This window comes from Auritidibacter sp. NML130574 (genome assembly GCF_003185725.2).
Taxonomy (GTDB): domain Bacteria; phylum Actinomycetota; class Actinomycetes; order Actinomycetales; family Micrococcaceae; genus Auritidibacter; species Auritidibacter ignavus.
This window is the reverse complement of record NZ_CP031746.1, coordinates 387,392-405,116: the sequence shown is the minus strand read 5'-3', so window position 1 is coordinate 405,116 and position 17,725 is coordinate 387,392. Positions and strand designations below refer to the sequence as shown.

Sequence of the window (17,725 nt, the reverse complement as noted above, 5' to 3'; positions counted from 1 at the left end):
CTGAGTCTCCGTCATGGTCTGGGCGCTGGTGCCCACCGACTTACTCCTCCTGCATCACGCCCGCGACAGGACCACGATCTGATCCATCCGGTGCAATCGTTACCTCCCACCCTCTCGCTCTCTCGTCCCAGAGCAGGGTACCTCATGAGGCATCGACCACCATGTCCCGACGTGGCGCAACACCCTGGGTGGGAGCCACCTGTCGTACCGGCCCTCTCGCGACGGGCCGCCTGTTGAGCGTGGCCTGGTACGTGTAACACTGCGTCAAGGACACGAAATATATGACAGGGGAAACCGTCGCGCCAGAGATGAACGGACGAATGTGTCAGTGCTTTGACCTCGACTAGGTCCCAGCCTTCCCTATCTGAAGAATGGTTAATCGTTCCTCTATCAACCAACGTCAATGGGAAAACGGGAAGTGATCTGATGACAGTCCGGCTTAGCGCTTTCGATTTGGTACCGCTCTCTGAAGGGTATACCCCTGCCGAAGGTATTGATCATGCTCGAGCCTTTGCTCGTGGCATTGAAGAAGCCGGCTATCACCGCTTGTGGTACGGGGAGCACCACCTGAACCCAGGGATGTTGGGCTACTCCCCTGCCCTGACCATCGCCTTGTTGGCCAGTGAAACCGGAACCTTGCGGTTTGGTTCCGGAACGGTTCTGACCGGTCACCGCACTCCTTTCTCGGTGGCAGAAGAATTCAGCCTGCTTGAAGCGGCCTTTCCGGGACGAATTGACCTCGGCTTGGGACGTGCCGGGTTGAAGGGCCCTAAAAAGAAGCGCACCGAGGCCGAAGCTGCCAAACAAGAGAAGAAAGATGAGGCTAAGCAGCAGTCAGACGACTACGAGACCGACAACGGCGTGTTTATCCCCGCTTCCCCCGATTTGTCTCACCTCTTTGGCTCACCGCGTGCTACCGCTCAGCAGGCCCTATTGCATCAGCCCGGCGCGGAGCCTCGCTTCTATGATGAGTACCTCGATCAATTACTGGATTTGTTCCATGACCGCGCCGTAGTACATGGCGAACCGATCTCGAATGCCACCGCGGATGTGGGTTCTCCGGAGATTTGGATTTTGGGTACCAACGCCGGTGACTCCTCGCAACTGGCCGCAGAAAAGGGACTACGGTTTGGTGCGAATTATCACGTAGCCCCCACCCATACTCTGGAAGCTCTGGCGGACTACCGCGAGCGCTTCCAACCCAGCGAAGACCTCGATGCCCCATACACCATCGTCTCCGCTGAAGTTTTGGTGGCCGATACCACCTCCGAGGCTGACACCTTGGCAGCTGGTTACGACCAGTGGGTCTACAGCATCCGTAGCGGTCAAGGCGCTATCACATATCCTTCACCCGATACCGCTGCACAAAACCAGCTCACCGCCGAACAGCAACCCCTGGTCCGCGACCGGACGACGACCCGCTACGTGGGGGACCCGCACCAGGTGGTCGAGAAACTCAAGGCGCTACAGGCCGCTACACAAGCCGACGAATTGCTGATCTCGACCATTACCCACGACCCGGAAGCCCGCCTGCGTAGCTTCCAGCTGTTGGCTGAGGCCTGGCAATAGCTTCCCCGTTGCCCTCCGGCTACCCCTGACCACCCATCCCAGCCCATCAACTACCCAACCACCACCGAGAATTTATTGTCACGAGATCCGATTTCAAGCCCTGGCTGATCGGACAGCAACCCTCTCTCTGGAGATCGACCACAATCTCTTACACAGTGGGGTGCTCCAGGTGAAGACAAGGCCCATTCGGCAAGTGTGTTTAAGGAGAATCATGTCACGTGCCACACCCGAAACCTCCCACTTCGTCATCGGAGTTGCGCTGGATCGAGGGGGTTTCCACCCCGCAGCCATCCGGAGCCAGCAGGCTCTTGCCGATAACTTCTCCATCACAGCGTGGGAAGACCTCGTGCGTCAGGCTGAGAACCTGGGGGCCGGATTCGTGACCCTCGAGGATGCGTTCAATGACGCCACCCGCCCGGGATTCGATACGTCGTTGCTGGCCTCGTGGTTGGCGCCCCGCACCGAGAAGATCGGCCTGATCCCGACGCTGACCACCACCCATACCGAGCCCTTCCACGTCTCGAAAAATCTTGCCACGCTTGACTATGTCAGTCACGGTCGCGCTGGCTGGCAGGTTGCAGTCTCAGCCACCGAAGCCGAAACGCTGCTAGTGGGACGAGGACGCGCCTACGACGATGAGGCCTCGCTTTATGCTGAAGCCCGCGACGTCATCGAGGTCGTGCGCGGTCTGTGGGATTCGTGGGAAGACGACGCCGAGATTCGCGATGTAGCCACCGGACGATTCATCGACCGCGACAAGCTCCACTACGTGGACTTCGAAGGAGACTTCTTCTCCATCAAAGGCCCCTCTATCGTTCCCCGGCCACCGCAAGGCCAGCCACTGGTCACCATTGCAGGTACCAGCGAAGAGGTGCTGAACACTGCAGTGCGCGCTGCCGACGTGATCTTCACCGGCACCTCGGCCCCGGAGAAGTTGACCTCACTCCACGAAAGGATTACAACGCTGTCCGACCAGCACGGTCGTGACAAGAACGCGCCGCCGAAGGTCGTGGCCGATGTGTACTTTGCGGTTGATCCAGACGAGTCAGAGGCGCTCGCACGCTGGCAACGCCTCAACGAGGTCCAGACCCTTAATCCTTCTCAGGCCGATGAGGTCGTCATCGGTACTCCAGAGCACCTCAGTGAACGCCTCGACCAGGTCAAGGCCGCCGGGGTTGATGGCGTCCGGCTTTGGCCTGCCCAGAACCAGCACGACCTTGCTGTGATCGAGCAGCACCTGAAATCTGTCGTGGAGACACTCCAAGATCACCCAGCCGATAACAATGCCGCTCCATTGCGGGCCCGGTTCGGACTTGGTCGTCCCGCAAACCGGTACGCCTCAGCTTCCTCGTCCGCTTCCGCTCACTAACCTCCCCCAGGAGACACTCATGACGAATCAGCAGAATCACTCTTCCCCTCGCCAGATCATCCTTGGGGCACACTTCCCCGGGGTGAATCATCACACCGTGTGGTCCGATCCGGAGTCTGGAAGCCACATTGAGTTCGAGTCTTTTGAGAAGTTCGCCGCCGAAGCCGAGCGTGGTCGCCTGGACTTCATTTTCTTGGCCGAAGGGCTCCGACTGCGCGAAAACCGGGGTCTGATCCACGACCTGGATGTCGTTGGTCGCCCCGACACGTTGCCGATCTTGGCAGCCTTGGCCTCGGTGACCGACCACATTGGACTGGTCGGGACTATTAACGCCACCTTCAATGAGCCCTATGAGGTGGCTCGGCAATTTTCAACCTTGGACTATGTCTCCAACGGGCGAGCTGGTTGGAATATTGTCACCACCTCCGATTCCTTCCACGGCGCCAACTTCCGTCGTGGCGGTTACCTCGACCGGGCGGACCGCTATGTGCGGGCTTCTCAGGCTCTGGATGTTGCCAATCGTTTCTGGGCAAGCTGGAAAGATGTCGAGTCCGAGCGGGAACGTGTGAACGTCACCAACGATCAGTTCGATATTCACGGCGAGTTCCCGCTCCCCCGTTCCCCTCAGGGGCGTCCGTTGATCTTCCAGGCCGGAAAATCCGCTCAGGGTCAAGACTTCGCGGCCGGTAACGCCGATGCTATTTTCACTTTGCACACTGATAACGAAGACAGCCGACAGTTCTACCATGAACTCTCCGAGCGGGTGCGACAGGCCGGCCGTGATCCCGAATCTGTCAAGATCCTGCCGGGTACTTCCGTTGTTGTGGCAGATACCGATGAAGAAGCAGAAGAACTGGCTGCGACGATTCGGGCTCAGCAGGTCAGCGGTCAGACCGCCATCCTGTTGCTGGAACAGATTTGGAACCGAGAGCTTTCAGAGTTCGATCCCGAGGGCCCACTTCCTGATGTGGACCCGGTGGTCGGTGAAACCACCATCAGTAAGGGTCGCAGTGAGGTCAGGCATGACGACCGGTTCGCGACCGTGCAGAAGCTACGGGACATCGCTGAGGCGCGCAATCTGAACCTGCGCGAAACAGTGATTGCCACCCAGTCGCGGCAGACCTTCGTCGGAAGCCCTGAAACCGTGGCGTCCGAAATGATTGAGACTGTGGAAACCCATGTCAGCGACGGATTCATTCTGGCACCACATCTGAGCCCGACCGGACTCGTGCCTTTCATCGACCGCGTTGTTCCGTTACTCCAAGAGCGGGGTGCTCTACGCACCGACTACCCAGAGGGCGCAACGTTACGTGAACTACTCGGTCTGCCCACAACGTGGGATCCGGCCACGACCGGCCGGGCAACTTTCCGGCAAGGGGTGAATGTCTCATGAAGCAGCGTCACGCACGGTCCTCACGTCATGGCGTCCGCTCACTAGCCCTTGTTGCAACGGCCCTATTCGCCTTCACTGGTTGCAGCAGTGGAACTGGCCTGGAATTTTCCCCCGCCGCGGAAGTGGACGAGGAGAACGTTTTACACATAGCGGTTGGTTCGGACGCTGGTTGCGCTGATCCTCAGCAACTCATTCTGAATGATGCGGTGTTTTCCACACGTCACTTGGTAGATTCACTCACGGACCAGGACCCTGAGACCGGTGAAATCGTCCCCTGGCTAGCTACTGACTGGGAAGTCAACGACCAAGCTACCGAGTTCTCATTCACCCTGCGCCCCGGAGTGACCTTTTCTAATGGTGAGCCTGTGACTTCTGAGGTCGTCAAAGCCAATTTTGAACGAATTCTCGAGTTCGGTCCACGCGGAAATATTGCGCGAAGCTATCTGGAGAATTACGAGGACACCGAGATCGTCAACGACCACGAATTTGTGGTGAAGTTCTCCGAACCAAATGCGCAATTTCTACAAGCCACGTCCACCCACAACCTGGGGTTGCTGGCTTCGGAGTCCATCGAGCTCTCGGATGATGAACGTTGCCAAGGGGTTATCGGGTCCGGTGCATTTGTCTTGGATTCCTACCGCCCTAATGAAGGAATTAACCTGGTCGCCAGGGAGGATTACGACTGGGGTTCGCCTCTATACGAAAACCGTTCGGCACCCAAGATTTCCGGGGTGAGCTTTACCGTCGTTCAGGAATCTGGAGTACGCGCCGGGCTCTTGCAGTCAGAGCAGGTTGATGCTATTGGAAGCGTGGCGCCACAGGATATTCCCGCTATCGAACAAACCGATGCCACCTTGCACACACTGACCGTTCCCGGAGTACCGATGTCGCTTCGACTGAACCACGACAGTCCGGTGATTCAAGAGCATGCTGTGCGCGAAGCCATCTCGCTGGCTATTAACCGGGAACAAGTGGCCGAGGTCGTTTACCCTGATGGGGCTCCCGCAGCCACGAGTATCTTGTCGTCGACCACTCCGGGCCACAGTGATTTCTCCGAAGAGCTACGCTACGACCCTGAAAGAGCACGGCAGCTACTGGCGGAGGCCGGCTTCACCCCTGGTGACGATGGCATCCTGGTTCGTGACGGCGAACGCCTGGAACTTGATTTCACCTGGTCAGCCATCACCGCTACGAACTCGGGTTCGGTGGAGTTGATCCAACAGCAACTCTCAGAAGTCGGTATCGCCGCAGAACTAGATGAGGGGACCCCCGCCCAGTGGACGGCCAAAGTGGCCGAGGGCAATTACCACCTCGATTGGTTCAACACTACCCGTTCTGATGCCGACATTCTCCGGACTGTCTTCGACTCTCGTCTGGCAAATACCTCTCATCTGCCGGAGGGATATCACACCGATGAAGCTCTTTCCCTTCAGGCCACAACCCTGGACCCCGAAGCACGGGAAGAAGCCATCCACCAAGCTCAAAAAGCACTGATTGAGGACTACACATCCATTCCAGTTATCGATCACACCAACGTCATGGCCACCTCCGCTGAGGTATCCGGGCTGCGATTTGATTCAGATCGACGAATTCGTCTGTACGACGTGACTTTGAATCGAGGTGAGGACTGATGGCCCGTTACGTTGGCATCCGAGTCCTGATGGCGCTGCTCGTTTTGTGGGCAGCCTATACAGTCAGTTTCATTATTCTCTACATGATTCCCGGCGACCCTGTGCTGGCCATGGCCGCTGGTGGTGGCGACCCGAGTGCCGTGGATGAAGAGACACTCGCAACGTACCGAGAAGCCTATGGTTTCAACGATCCGCTCATCGTCCAATACTTCAACCGTCTTGGTGCCGCCATCACTGGTGATTTCGGTGAATCGATGCGAACCGGTCAACCGGTCTCCACAGCGATCGCCGAGGTCATCCCCTCCACCGCGCAATTAGCGGGGGTCGCGTTGTTACTCGCCGTAGTGTTGGGCGCAGCAATTGCCATGCTCGCCACCTATACGAACATCACCTGGTTGAAGAACCTATTGTTGTCGTTGCCTCCCTTGGCCATCTCTTTACCCACCTTCTTCATTGGTTTGTTACTCATTCAGGTTTTCAGTTTCCAGTTGGGTTGGCTACCTGCATTGGGTGGGGCGAACCTGGCCGGAATCATTCTTCCGGCGATAACACTCAGCCTTCCGATTGGCGCGGTGATCTGCCAGGTTTTTGCATCCAGCCTGGAAAGAAGCTCGGCAGAGTCCTACGTCAATACAGCGCGGGCAAAGGGACTCAACCGGTTTACCGTGCACCTGCGCCATGTGGCCCGAACCTCACTGGTCCCGGCCCTATCGATGGTGGGACTGGTCGCCGGCGGTTTACTAGCCGGGTCAGTCATCGTTGAAACGGTGTTCTCACGTCCCGGTGTCGGACAGCTGACGGTTCAGGCTGTTTCCACTCAGGATCTTCCGGTGGTTCAAGGCATTGTCGTCTTAGCAGCTGTCGTCTTTGTCACCGTGAATCTGCTGGTGGACCTGGTGTTGCCAGCGATCGATCCTCGAGTACGACTTGGCCGTCGTTTCGCCTAAGAGAACGGGAAACTCATCATGACTCAAACACTCTCTGCTCGACTGCCCCGATCGTCCGCAGAACCCACCATCGCACAACGATCTCAACACAACCGACCACCACAATTCTCGCCAAAATCCATCACGTCTCGAATCGGGCTGATCCTGGCCGGTGTATTCTTGGCCCTCGTGGTGATCGCGGCCTTCTTCCCCGGGGTCCTGGCTCCCGGTGATCCTTACCAAGGTGATACCAATAACGTGCTACAGTCGCCCAGCCTGGCCCATTGGTTCGGTACCGATCAACTCGGCCGAGATTTGTTCACCCGCGTAGTCCACGGTACTTCACTGTCACTGCAGACCGCCCTGATGGCCGTTGTCATCGCCTTCGTGAGCGGAAGCTTCTTCGGAGTGCTCTCTGGATTCCTGGCAGGTAAAGTCGACCAGGTCATCATGCGCATCGTGGATGTCCTTTTGGCGATTCCTTCGTTGCTCCTCTCACTCGCGTTGATTTCCGCACTCGGTTTCGGCTCGTTGAATGTTGCCATTGCTGTCGCTGTGGGGTCCGTGGCAACCTTCGCTCGCATCGCACGGTCCGAGAGCCTCAAAGTCTCGGGTGCAGACTATGTTGATGCGGCCCGTTCCGTCGGCTCCAGTCGATTCAGCATCCTGGTACGACACGTGTTGCCCAATGCTTCCGGACCCATCATCGCGCTGGCCGTGTTGGAATTCGGCAACGCCATCCTAGCGGTCTCCGCCTTGAGCTTCCTGGGCTTCGGTGCTCCCAAGCCGGCACCTGAGTGGGGAGCCCTGGTCTCTGAGGGCCGCAACTATCTCTACAGTGCTAGCTGGTTGACGCTACTACCAGGCCTGGTGGTAGCTGCTACTGTGCTCTCCGTCCACGTCATTGCCCGCCGGATTTCCGCGCGAAAGGGGGTTTGATTCCCATGACCGTTCTGCTTGAAAATGCCTCGTCGAGCGCCCCGAAGCCAACGACACCGTTGCTTCAGTTGGAAGGACTGAAAGTCGATTATCGATCCGGGTCCTCCACCACACCGGCCCTACACGGCATCGATTTTGCTGTCTGCCCCGGACAGAGAATCTCCGTGGTAGGCGAGTCCGGGTCCGGCAAGTCCACCTTGGCTCTGTCCTTGCTCGGGTTGCTCCCGCCGGAAGCCTCCATTCGTGACGGCAAACTTTCCTGGGGCGATACCCCCGTCGCGCTGAGCTCTGATCGAGCCTGGCAACGACTCCGTGGTCAAAAGATCGGATTGATCCCTCAGGATCCCGGTGTCAGCCTCAACCCGGTCTACACCATTGGCCATCAACTCATTGAGGCCATTCGCGCCCACCAGAAGGTGCCGAAGGCTCTTGCCCGTCAACGCGCTCTGGAGTTGCTCGACCAGGTAGGGCTCGATGCGGTAGAGACCCGTTTTGACCAGTACCCACATCAACTCTCGGGTGGTATGCGGCAACGCGTCCTCATTGCTATTGCCTTGGCTCCCGAGCCGGATCTGCTCATCGCGGATGAGCCCACCTCCGCTCTGGATGCCACGGTGCAGCGTAAGATCTTGGACCTGCTGGATTCCATCATCAGTGAGCGAGACATCGCCTTGGTGCTCATCACCCACGATTTGGCAGTCGCTGCGCAACGCACCGAGACCACCGTGGTGATGCACCACGGAAACGTGGTGGAAATCGGAGACACCGGAACCATCCTCAATACCCCCACGCACAGCTACACCCAGCGTCTGGTGACTGCGGCTGATTCATTACACCGCTCGACACATATCCGTCCCCCACTGGAGGTCGAAACCGAAGTCCTGGTCCAGGTCCGCGGACTGAAACGCCATTTCGCCCAGCCGAAGGCCACGTCACGGCGCCATGACGCCTCAACATTGCGTACCAACGCCGTTGACGGCATTGATTTCGTGATCCGGCGCGGTGAGACACTGGCACTCGTGGGTGAATCGGGGTCCGGTAAATCTACCACCGCACGATTGGTACTCGGTTTGGATACTCCGACCGAGGGGACCGTGACCTTCGACGGGGAACCCGTTCATAACCTGTCGGGACGTCGTTGGCGACAGTTGCGCCGCCGGGCGCAGTTGATCTACCAGAATCCGTTTGCGTCATTAAACCCTCGCTGGAGCCTGGAGCAGATCATCACCGAGCCCCTGCGCGCTTTCAAAGTCGGCAACCGCGCCGAGCGTCGTGCCACGGCCGAGACACTGCTCGACCAAGTCGGGTTACCCGCCACGTTTGGGTCCAGATTGCCCAGGGAGCTGTCTGGCGGTCAGCGTCAACGCGTCGCGATTGCACGGGCCTTGGCCTTATCCCCCGACTTTGTGGTCTGCGATGAGCCGGTCTCAGCCCTGGATGTTTCGGTCCAGGAACAGGTGTTGGACCTGATGTTGGATCTGCAAGCCGAACACGAATTGACCTATTTGTTCATCACCCATGACCTGGCTGTCGTACGCCGACTAGCACACCGCGTCGCGGTGATGAACCAGGGCAAAATTGTCGAGACCGGCACCACCCAAGAGGTGTTTGCTAACCCGCAAGAAGAATACACCGCCTCGTTGCTCAAGGCTGTTGAACCTCTTGGGGCAGGACACTAGCAACGCCAGCGACACCCAATACCGCAATAGCTGAAAGACCTCCGGCCACCACGATGCGGATCTCAGATTCCGTTAGTCACCGGAGGTCTTCTGCTGTCGGTTCCTCGCCCTGTGTCCCGTACCCGTCAGCCCACCGCACACGAGTGCCGTCATCATCAGCGCCGTCGTTAGCACGTACCAGCGACCTGCAGGGCTCTCGGAGGCTCCTGTCTTGAGATTCTCGCCGTACACCGTGCGGGGCTGAGGAGTGCACGGACGAGTCCGCTGGTAGCCGCCGTCCGCTCCAGGTGGCCGGACTGCTTGGCCCCAAAGTCACGAAGGCCCGACTCACGACCGCTGAATCGCGTTATCGTAGGGGAACGGGAAAATCGGGAAACGGGAATCAGCAGACCGAGTCGGTCGGTTTCGGATTATCCATCCCGAACAGCGCGCGGGCTTTCAACCCGGCCCAGGTACCCGCCAACGCGGCCACGGCCCACAGCCAACCCGACACGGATCCCGAGGCAATGCCACCTAAGTAGGCGCCGATATTGCACCCTTCGGCAAGACGGGCGCCGATCCCCATCAGGATGCCGCCAAGAACAGCGATGCCTGCTTGCCTCCAGTTGATATTGCGGGCAAACGCCCAGGTCCCGGCCGCCGTAGCAGCAAGGGCTGCCCCGATCATGATGCCAAAGTTTGTCAGTGAGTTCTTGTGGGAAGGCACTGAACCCTCCAGCATGGCGGCCCAGTTTTCTTGTTGCCAGAATTCCCACGTTTCGGGCTGGAAACCAATGAACTGTAGAACCTTGGCGCCCCACAGAGCGAAGGCATTGGTAATGCCCCAAATTCCGCCAGAGACCCACATCACGGCCCCGCCGAGCACCGCGAGCACCAGTGCTCCAACCCACATCGGCCATGAGCCTCGTAGTATTCGAGCAGCACCACGTGCTGTCGGAGGGTTTCCGGTTGGAGGTGGGTTGCGACGGCCCTGGACAACGCGCGTGATCGCCACAATAACAAGTAGCACCGCAATGGTGATCGCCCAGCCTCCCACATAGCCGACATGGTCTGAGAGCAATACCGGTTCCATACCGGGAAGGTCAGAGACCAACGGGTAGAAAAATGGGGCGGTATAGATGATGGAACCAGCGATAAAGCCAATCAGCGTGGGGATCACCATCGATTGTCCGGAGCCCACGGCAAAAAGTGTTCCCGAGGCGCAACCACCGCCCAATTGCATCCCCATGCCGAAAATAAAGGCACCTAGGAGAAGCCCTACCCCGATCGTCCCGGCATAGGGCGTCGGTTCGTTGCCGAAGGCTCCCCACCCGGTGGTAAAGAGCAACATAAAGATTGTTGCAGTTGTCCCGAGTAAGAGAGCGTGATTTCGAAGTCCTTTACCATTGCCGACAGCTACCAGCTGTCGCCAGGCGGAGGTAAAACCGAACCGGGAGTGAAATAGCGCTACGCCGAGTCCGAGGCCAATGAGAAAGAGCACGCCGAAGTAGAGCCCCTGCTCTATGCCGGCGTTGAGGGAGTTGACATTGTAGATCAGGGCCAACAACCCGATGGCCAATAGAATGAAGATGCTGATCTTGTTACGTTGTACCGGACCAACCGGATCAGGCTTCGGAGGTTCTACTCGAGTCGGCGCCGGTTCGAAGACTGAGAATTCTGTTTTTGTCTTGCTAGTTGTCATTGCTCAACAGACCCTTCGGAACAGACGTCACCAGCAAACGCTGGGCAGAGACATTAGTTGGACCAGGCTAACGCCGATCACGTTGTTAACATCAGCTGTCTGTCATAAAGGGTCATCACCCGGTCACGAACATTAACACGGAACTTTCTCCCCAGAACCGCTGGCGCGCCCGTGTTTCGCGAAGTGTGCCCAGCAACGGCTCGGGCCCGTCGCAAGCTTGCGAGGGGCCCGAGCTGTTACTGGTGAGCTTGGTCTGTGCTCTGTGGGATCCAACTAGCTGCGCAGAGCGCGCTCAAGATCGATCAGCAGGTCCTCGATGTTTTCGATGCCCACGGAGAGCCGCACCACATCAGCGGGCGGAGCTTGTTCGCTGCCCTTGGTGGAACCGTGTGTCATGGTGGCAGGATGAGAGATGAGCGACTCGACGCCACCGAGGCTGACCGATAACAGGAACGTTTCGGTGGATTCGGCCACCTGACGCGCTTTGGCCTCTCCCCCGTTTAATCGGAAGCTCACAATCCCCCCGGAATCACTCATTTGTCGACGAGCGATGTCGTAAGTGGGGTGGGAAGACAATCCGGGGTAGAAAACCTGGTCGACCTCGGACCGATCCTGGAGCCATTCCGCGATGATTCGTGCATTTTCACAGTGTTGTTGCATCCGCACGCCCAGAGTTTTCAACCCACGAGAGGTGAGGAAACAGTCCTGGGGGCCTGCCACAGCACCGGCAGCGAATTGCTGGAAGCCGATGACCTCGGCTAGTGGTTTGTCTTCCCAGCTCGTCTGGCCAACCACAATGGCGCCACCCAAAACGTCTGAATGGCCGCCAATGTATTTGGTGGTTGAGTGAATCACCAGATCCGCACCGAGAGTGATCGGCTGTTGTAGTGCCGGTGATGCGAAAGTGTTATCCACTACGAGCAGTCCGCCATATTGATGCGTTGCTTCTGCCCAGGCAGAGATATCAACCACGGTCAGCAACGGGTTGGAGGGCGTTTCCAACCAGACCACGTCAGGACGGTATGTTTCCACCGCCTGAGCGAGCTTGTCTTGCTCGCTGGGACTCACGAAGACGGTATTAACTCCCCACCGAGCGTAGAGCTGGGTGAGCAGTCGGTGTGTACCACCGTAGGTTTCGGCCGTGCTGACAACGGTTGCACCAGGTTTCAGCACCGCCCGCAACAGAGCATCTTCAGCAGCCATGCCCGAGGCAAAACTAAACGCTGCAGCACCGGCCTCGAGCTTGGCCAGCTGTTCTTCGAGACCGGTCCGTGTGGGATTACCGCCGCGGGAATATTCAAAGCCAGCGCGTAGTGTTTCCACACCGGGTTGCACAAACGTCGAGGTTTGATAGATCGGTGGAATCACCGCTCCGGTCAGTGGATCCGGGTCTTGACCAGCATGGATGGCTCGGGTTCGGAACCCCGGGGTGGGATTTTCGTTTTTCTTGCTCGGGATGTTGTGGTGAAGATCAAGAGTTGTCATGACAGTGCCGCCTTTGCTGATTCTTCTGCCTTAGTGGTGTTTGCATCTGCCCAGACCTGTTCGGACGCGGGCTGATTTGCTTGAACAAGCTGGTCCAGCCCTTGTTTGACGTCGTGCCACAAATCGTCGACATCTTCGCGTCCAACTGCCAGTCGCACGGTGGTCTCGTTGATCTGTCCAGCGATGCGAAGCTCCTCCGAAAGGCGACAGTGGGTCGTGGTCAGCGGGTGGGTGATCAAGGAGCGAGAGTCGCCAAGATTGACCGCCAGGGTAAACAGCTGCAGTGAATTGAAAAACCGCTCAACACCGGCAGAATCGGTATTCAATTCGAAAGAGAATACCGCTCCCGTCCCCCGCGTGAAGTCTCGTTCCGCAATGTCTTTATTCGGGTGAGATTCCAGCGAGGGGTGGCTCACCGAACGCACACCGGGGTGCTGTTCCAGTCGACGAGCGAGTTCCGTAGCGGTCTGGCTGTGGCGGGGCAACCGCAGGTCGAGCGTTTCAATACCCTCCAAAGCCTGCTGGGCGTTCAACGCCGATAGCACCGGTCCCACGTCGTTGAGCAACTGTGCTCGAAGCAGATGCAGCACAGAGCCTGCCTCCCCGTATTTCTCCACCAAGGACTGAGGACCAAAACGAGGGCGTGGTGTGGTCAGCTGTGGCCATAGCTCTGGACGTTGTGAGGGATGGAAATTGTCCGTGACAATGACCGCTCCTCCGAGAGAGGAACCGTTTCCGACCAAGTATTTGGTCACCGAGTGCACCACGAGGTCAGCACCCAGACGAGCAGGTTGGAGCAAATACGGTGTCGCCAGGGTATTGTCGACAATCAGTGCCACCCCGTGCCGGTGAGCAACTTCTGCCAAGGCCGGGATATCCGGCAGGTCTGCGTGTGGGTTGGCAATGGATTCGACCACAAAGACCCGCGTGCGTTCGGTGATCGCTTCCTCCCACTGCTGGGGATCGTGCGGATTGACCCAGGTGGTGGTGATCCCGGCTTCCGCCAGGCTGTCGTTGAGCAAGTCAGCGGTGCCACCATAGATACGGTTTGAAGCCACCACGTGGCCGGCCGGAGCCTCCGGATGGGGTTGACCGTCTGGGCTTTGCGAGGACCGTCCTGCCAGGGCCAGCACACTCAGCGTGATGGCGGCCTGGCCCGACGCGGTGGCGACCGCCCCGACTCCGTCTTCCAGGCTGGCAAGTCGCCGTTCCAGCAATCCAACCGTGGGATTTCCAGTTCTGGAATAGGTCAGTCCAGGTTGACGTTGGGCGAAGACTTCACGGGCTTGGGCGAAAGAATCGAATCCGAAGGCAGCTGAAACATAGACTGGTTCGCGTACAGGACGAATGGATTCATCCGGGATACGGCCCGCGTGAATTTGTTGGGTACTAAACCCGGATTGACATGGGCCCTCAGAGTCTTCGGCAGAAAAGTGACTGGTAGTAGACATAACGTCCCCCTTGATACTAGGGCGTGTCTGCCAGTGCTGGGCACGCCGTGCTTGCCTCCAGCGGTGTGCTGAAGACCGGATCATCATCTGAGGCACCCCGTCACAGCGGAAAGGGTTGCCGACCGGCCAGTCAGAGCTTGTTGAACCGGTTCTCGTGATCCTTTGTCAAAGTATTCTACTTGTTTTCGAGGAGTGGTTGGTCTAACGAATTTGGTCTCAACCTCCGCTACCGCCACCCACTCTGAAAGACACTTTAAAAATCGCCCTGATAGTGGTCAAAGCACCGGGTGGAGGACCCGTCATATTCTGTCGTCAAACCTTCATTACCGTGAATATCTCACATTATGACGACGCTGGCCGCGCCGGGTTCTTTCCCCACGCGGCCAGCGTCGCGGTGTGTCTTCCGTGCCGTCGTTATTCGACGATCAGGTGACGCTTAGTGCACCCGGCGGTTGCGCACCGGGACGAAAATGGTTCCTCACACAATCGAGCCCACAGCCAGGCCGGCAATGGCCAAGATGTTTCCGGTACCGGTAGTCGCCACGTCTGAGGACGAACCAGAGCCAGTTGCACCAGACTGCTCATCCAAGCGGCGCTTGTTCGGTGCAGCACCCTCCGTTGCGGTTCCGGATCCACCGCTTTTGTCCTCGTCCACGGCGTTCTCAGGCGCACGGTACGTGATGGTTCCCGTGGTCTCATCAAGCGAGATCTCCCAGTCGTCTGGGACGGTAAATGACTCGTCGATTGCAAATCGAGTCCCCTCTGGCAGTTGCGGCTCGACGGTTTGTGGGGCCGCAACCGTTCCACCCGGTGCAGTGGTGACCGCCTCATATCCCGGACCATACTGCTCGCTCGCAGACGTGACGGTAATCGTCACCGGCACGGTATACTCCCGCGGTTCGGCGTTCTGTGGGGTGGGTGCGACGGCAATGGAACCATCCTGTTGCAGTGCGGCCCACTGTGGCCACTCTCCGTCGACATCGACGGTGGTGCCGTCGGGCAACGGGTTGCCATCGTTTCCGCGTGGCACCGCAACGGTCGCTTCCTCGTTCATCGCTACGGTGATGGGCTCGTAGACAGGGACTTGAGCCACGATAACCTTAACCTGAAGTTCATCAGGGTGACCATCACCAAAGGTGCGCTGAATCGGAACGGTATAGGAGCCCGGCTCGACCGTGCTGTCTGCCGTTGCGGTCACCTCACCATTCTCCGGATTAACCGTCACAGGAAGTCCTTCGGGGCATCCGGCGTGTACTTCACGGCGCTATTCGGGGCCGGTTTATCACCGATATCATTGGTCTTTGCATCATCTCCGCCGGCTTTGACCGTCACCGGCTCCCAGTTATGCATCGGTGCTTCGCACTGATAGGGAACTTCTCCGAGGGATCCTGGGAGTAGTCGGGGGCTCACCACCCGTTCCAATCCGCAGGCGGGAATTCTGCCTCAACGTCTCCGACGAGGTCGCATCACGTTCATCAACCCAGTCATCTAAGATCGCGGTCAGAGTCTCGCCCGCGCGTGGCGCGCGGGTCATCATGTAGCCGGTATCGAGGTAGGGATTCTGGAAACGTTCCCGAACCGTGGCTGGGCTCGTGGTGTCCGTGTGTGACGTGCTGGGAACGCCAGGGGCTGAGATCCTGTGAATTCTTCGACGGGGATTCCCCGGCCAGGGTGATGCACCACGAGTCCGGATTGTGTCGCACCATCGGGTCGTGTCTGGGGCCAGTGCAACTCCTGGCTCGGTGTGGGCGCACTCGAGAATTGGTGAGCCACGTCGGCGGTGCCCACCCCATTGTGGTGTGCATCCTGCACGGGGGTGTTAGCCAGGGGCGGGATCGGGATTGCGGTCACCACGGGCACACCGGCACCCAGAAGCCCACAGGTCAACACGCTGGTACCGAGAATGATCGATGGACGCGTTTTCCGGTGCGCTGAGCAAACCCGGTGGCGCCTTTCCTGCAGGGTAGCAGGCATGTTGGTCTCGTTTCTGCGGTCACACTGATCTCAACCGCTGGAAAGATCGTCACGTGTCCGGACACCAGGTGTGATGGCAAGCAACGTCTCCACTCCAGCAATCAGGCTCTTACCATCGAGTAGAAATCTTCCGAAAAGCCCCTAGTCCAGTGAGCGTTCGGCGTGCTGCGCGGCACGCCAGCGGAAGAATACTGCTAGCAATCCGCCAGAAATATTGTGCCAAACACTGAATACGGCGGCCGGTAGCGCCGCGGTGGGGTTGAAGTGGGACGCGGCGAGCGTTGCGGCCAGTCCAGAGTTCTGCATCCCGACCTCGACCGAGGTCGTGCGGGCCACACGCGAGGGGTAGCCAAATAACCGCGCGGCGCCATAGCCCAGCAGGTAACCAATCCCGTTGTGCACGATGACCGCCAGTAGCACCAAACAGCCAGCGGTGACGATGGCATCAGCAGAACCGGACACCACAGCAATCACCACGTAGGCAATGCCGAGCACACTCACCCACGGTAAAAGTGGCAGAATCTTGTCGATCCACTGACGCAACAGCCACCGCACGAGCAGACCGGCCACAATCGGGATCAGCACCATCTGCACGATAGACCACGCCATGCTCCCGGCATCCACGGGCAAGAGTGCTCCGGCCAGCCACTGGGTCAACAGCGGGGTAATAATCGGGGCCAGCAGGGTCGAAACCGAGGTGATCGTCACCGACAGCGCCACATCCCCCTTGGCCAAATAGGTAATCACGTTCGAGGAGGTCCCGCCGGGGGCACAACCGACCAGAATCACCCCGACCGCCAACTCCGCAGGGAGCTGGAAAATCCACACCAGTCCCACCGCAAGCACCGGCATGATCACGTATTGAGCCATAGTGCCCAACAGCACCGGCAGGGGACGTTTAACCACCAGCGCAAAGTCCGGCAGGGTTAACGTCAGTCCCATGGCGAACATGATGATCCCCAAGGCAATATTGGTGAACTCTCCCAGCCCGGCGGTCTGGTCGGGGAAGAAGAACCCCACGAGAAAAGCCACAATAATAATGGCTGGGAAAACCGTCACGGCCAGCCGGGCTGACCGGTCTTCTTTGACCTGTGCGGTGTGGGTGAGTTCTTGAGTGCTGGGGTCTTGTTCAGCCACAGTACCTGCCTTCGAGTCACGAGGTGTCTCCGGTCCGACACCACGCAGCGGGCGGTGCAGATCGGTCTATCTGTCGGTTCAGTAGAATCCCTGGTCTGGTGTCGTGTCAAAACCGATGACCACCGGTGACCACATAGTGAGCACCGGTAGTGCGAGCTCAGGTTCAGATGGGGTGAGTTGTAGGCTGGAGTCACGGTGGCCAATCGTGTAGAGGAGATGAACACAGATGACGCTCAACAGCAGAAAAGCCCTGATCATCGGCGCTCTCATCGGGCTCGTGGCGTCCTCGGTCGTCGAGGGCATCCGGTGGCTGACCGGCCAACGGATCATCGAGGATCTGCTGGGTACGCTGGTGACCATCGCACTGTTTACCCTGGCCGGAGCGGTCCTGGGTTTGTGGCTGTATCAGGTCCGTCGCCGTTCCGCCGAAACTGACTCCTCAGGCACGGGCTCGTCGAGCTCCTCGAGCTCGCACCGTTCTCAGCGGTGAT

At 58.6% G+C, this 17,725-nt stretch carries 14 protein-coding genes and 2 riboswitches; of the genes, 8 read left to right on the top strand and 6 right to left on the bottom strand.

Going from position 1 to position 17,725, the window contains the following annotated elements; genetic code table 11:
- The first annotated feature begins 426 nt into the window (after positions 1–426).
- From DCC27_RS01890 to DCC27_RS01860, 7 genes are all read left to right on the top strand, one after another.
- The gene (locus DCC27_RS01890; RefSeq protein ID WP_110100319.1) at positions 427–1,569 is read left to right on the top strand and encodes an LLM class flavin-dependent oxidoreductase; all 1,143 of its coding nucleotides are present in this window, start codon (positions 427–429) and stop codon (positions 1,567–1,569) included.
- A 76-nt stretch (positions 1,570–1,645) separates the two neighbouring features.
- Positions 1,646–1,771, top strand: a riboswitch (SAM riboswitch).
- A gap of 9 nt (positions 1,772–1,780) precedes the next feature.
- The gene (locus DCC27_RS01885) at positions 1,781–2,938 is read left to right on the top strand and encodes an LLM class flavin-dependent oxidoreductase (RefSeq protein WP_110110036.1); all 1,158 of its coding nucleotides are present in this window, start codon (positions 1,781–1,783) and stop codon (positions 2,936–2,938) included.
- Between the two features lie 19 nt (positions 2,939–2,957).
- Positions 2,958–4,331, top strand: coding sequence for an NtaA/DmoA family FMN-dependent monooxygenase (locus DCC27_RS01880; protein WP_110100317.1), 1,374 nt, complete (start codon positions 2,958–2,960; stop codon positions 4,329–4,331).
- Positions 4,332–4,537: 206 nt separating this feature from the next.
- A complete protein-coding gene (locus tag DCC27_RS01875; protein WP_158524697.1) occupies positions 4,538–5,962 on the top strand; it encodes an ABC transporter substrate-binding protein in 1,425 nt (474 codons plus the stop codon).
- Complete coding sequence (locus DCC27_RS01870) at positions 5,962–6,909, top strand: ABC transporter permease (protein WP_110110035.1); 948 nt, start codon at positions 5,962–5,964, stop codon at positions 6,907–6,909. The genes DCC27_RS01875 and DCC27_RS01870 overlap by 1 nt, the downstream gene beginning before the upstream one ends.
- 18 nt (positions 6,910–6,927) lie before the next feature.
- Positions 6,928–7,827 (top strand): ABC transporter permease, encoded by a 900-nt coding sequence (locus DCC27_RS01865; RefSeq protein WP_110099740.1) that lies wholly within the window; start codon positions 6,928–6,930, stop codon positions 7,825–7,827.
- A 5-nt stretch (positions 7,828–7,832) separates the two neighbouring features.
- Positions 7,833–9,506, top strand: a complete 1,674-nt coding sequence (locus tag DCC27_RS01860; protein WP_110100314.1) for an ABC transporter ATP-binding protein — start codon at positions 7,833–7,835, stop codon at positions 9,504–9,506.
- A 382-nt stretch (positions 9,507–9,888) separates the two neighbouring features.
- Here DCC27_RS01860 and DCC27_RS01855 read toward each other — a convergent pair whose 3' ends face one another.
- The 6 genes from DCC27_RS01855 to DCC27_RS01835 all read right to left on the bottom strand — a co-directional run bounded on the left by DCC27_RS01855 (position 9,889) and on the right by DCC27_RS01835 (position 17,234).
- Positions 9,889–11,187 carry a YeeE/YedE family protein gene (locus tag DCC27_RS01855; protein ID WP_110110034.1) on the bottom strand — a complete coding sequence of 433 codons (1,299 nt, stop codon included), beginning with the start codon at positions 11,185–11,187 and terminating at the stop codon, positions 9,889–9,891.
- Positions 11,188–11,460: 273 nt separating this feature from the next.
- On the bottom strand, positions 11,461–12,672 hold the full coding sequence (locus DCC27_RS01850) for a cystathionine gamma-synthase (protein ID WP_110100312.1): 1,212 nt from the start codon (positions 12,670–12,672) through the stop codon (positions 11,461–11,463).
- Positions 12,669–14,123 (bottom strand): O-acetylhomoserine aminocarboxypropyltransferase/cysteine synthase family protein, encoded by a 1,455-nt coding sequence (locus DCC27_RS01845; protein WP_110100311.1) that lies wholly within the window; start codon positions 14,121–14,123, stop codon positions 12,669–12,671. The genes DCC27_RS01850 and DCC27_RS01845 overlap by 4 nt, the downstream gene beginning before the upstream one ends.
- Before the next feature lie 42 nt (positions 14,124–14,165).
- Positions 14,166–14,283: riboswitch (SAM riboswitch) on the bottom strand.
- A gap of 318 nt (positions 14,284–14,601) precedes the next feature.
- Entirely contained in the window at positions 14,602–15,321 is a 720-nt protein-coding gene (locus DCC27_RS01840) for a Rib/alpha-like domain-containing protein (protein WP_148707492.1), read from the bottom strand.
- A 23-nt stretch (positions 15,322–15,344) separates the two neighbouring features.
- Positions 15,345–15,473 (bottom strand): hypothetical protein, encoded by a 129-nt coding sequence (locus DCC27_RS12625; protein WP_255410735.1) that lies wholly within the window; start codon positions 15,471–15,473, stop codon positions 15,345–15,347.
- A gap of 765 nt (positions 15,474–16,238) precedes the next feature.
- On the bottom strand, positions 16,239–17,234 hold the full coding sequence (locus DCC27_RS01835) for a bile acid:sodium symporter family protein (protein WP_110100309.1): 996 nt from the start codon (positions 17,232–17,234) through the stop codon (positions 16,239–16,241).
- A gap of 226 nt (positions 17,235–17,460) precedes the next feature.
- Between DCC27_RS01835 and DCC27_RS01830 the strand changes: the two genes are divergently transcribed.
- Positions 17,461–17,724: a hypothetical protein gene (locus DCC27_RS01830; protein WP_110099748.1), complete on the top strand. Its 264-nt coding sequence runs from the start codon at positions 17,461–17,463 to the stop codon at positions 17,722–17,724.
- Position 17,725: the final 1 nt, after the last annotated feature.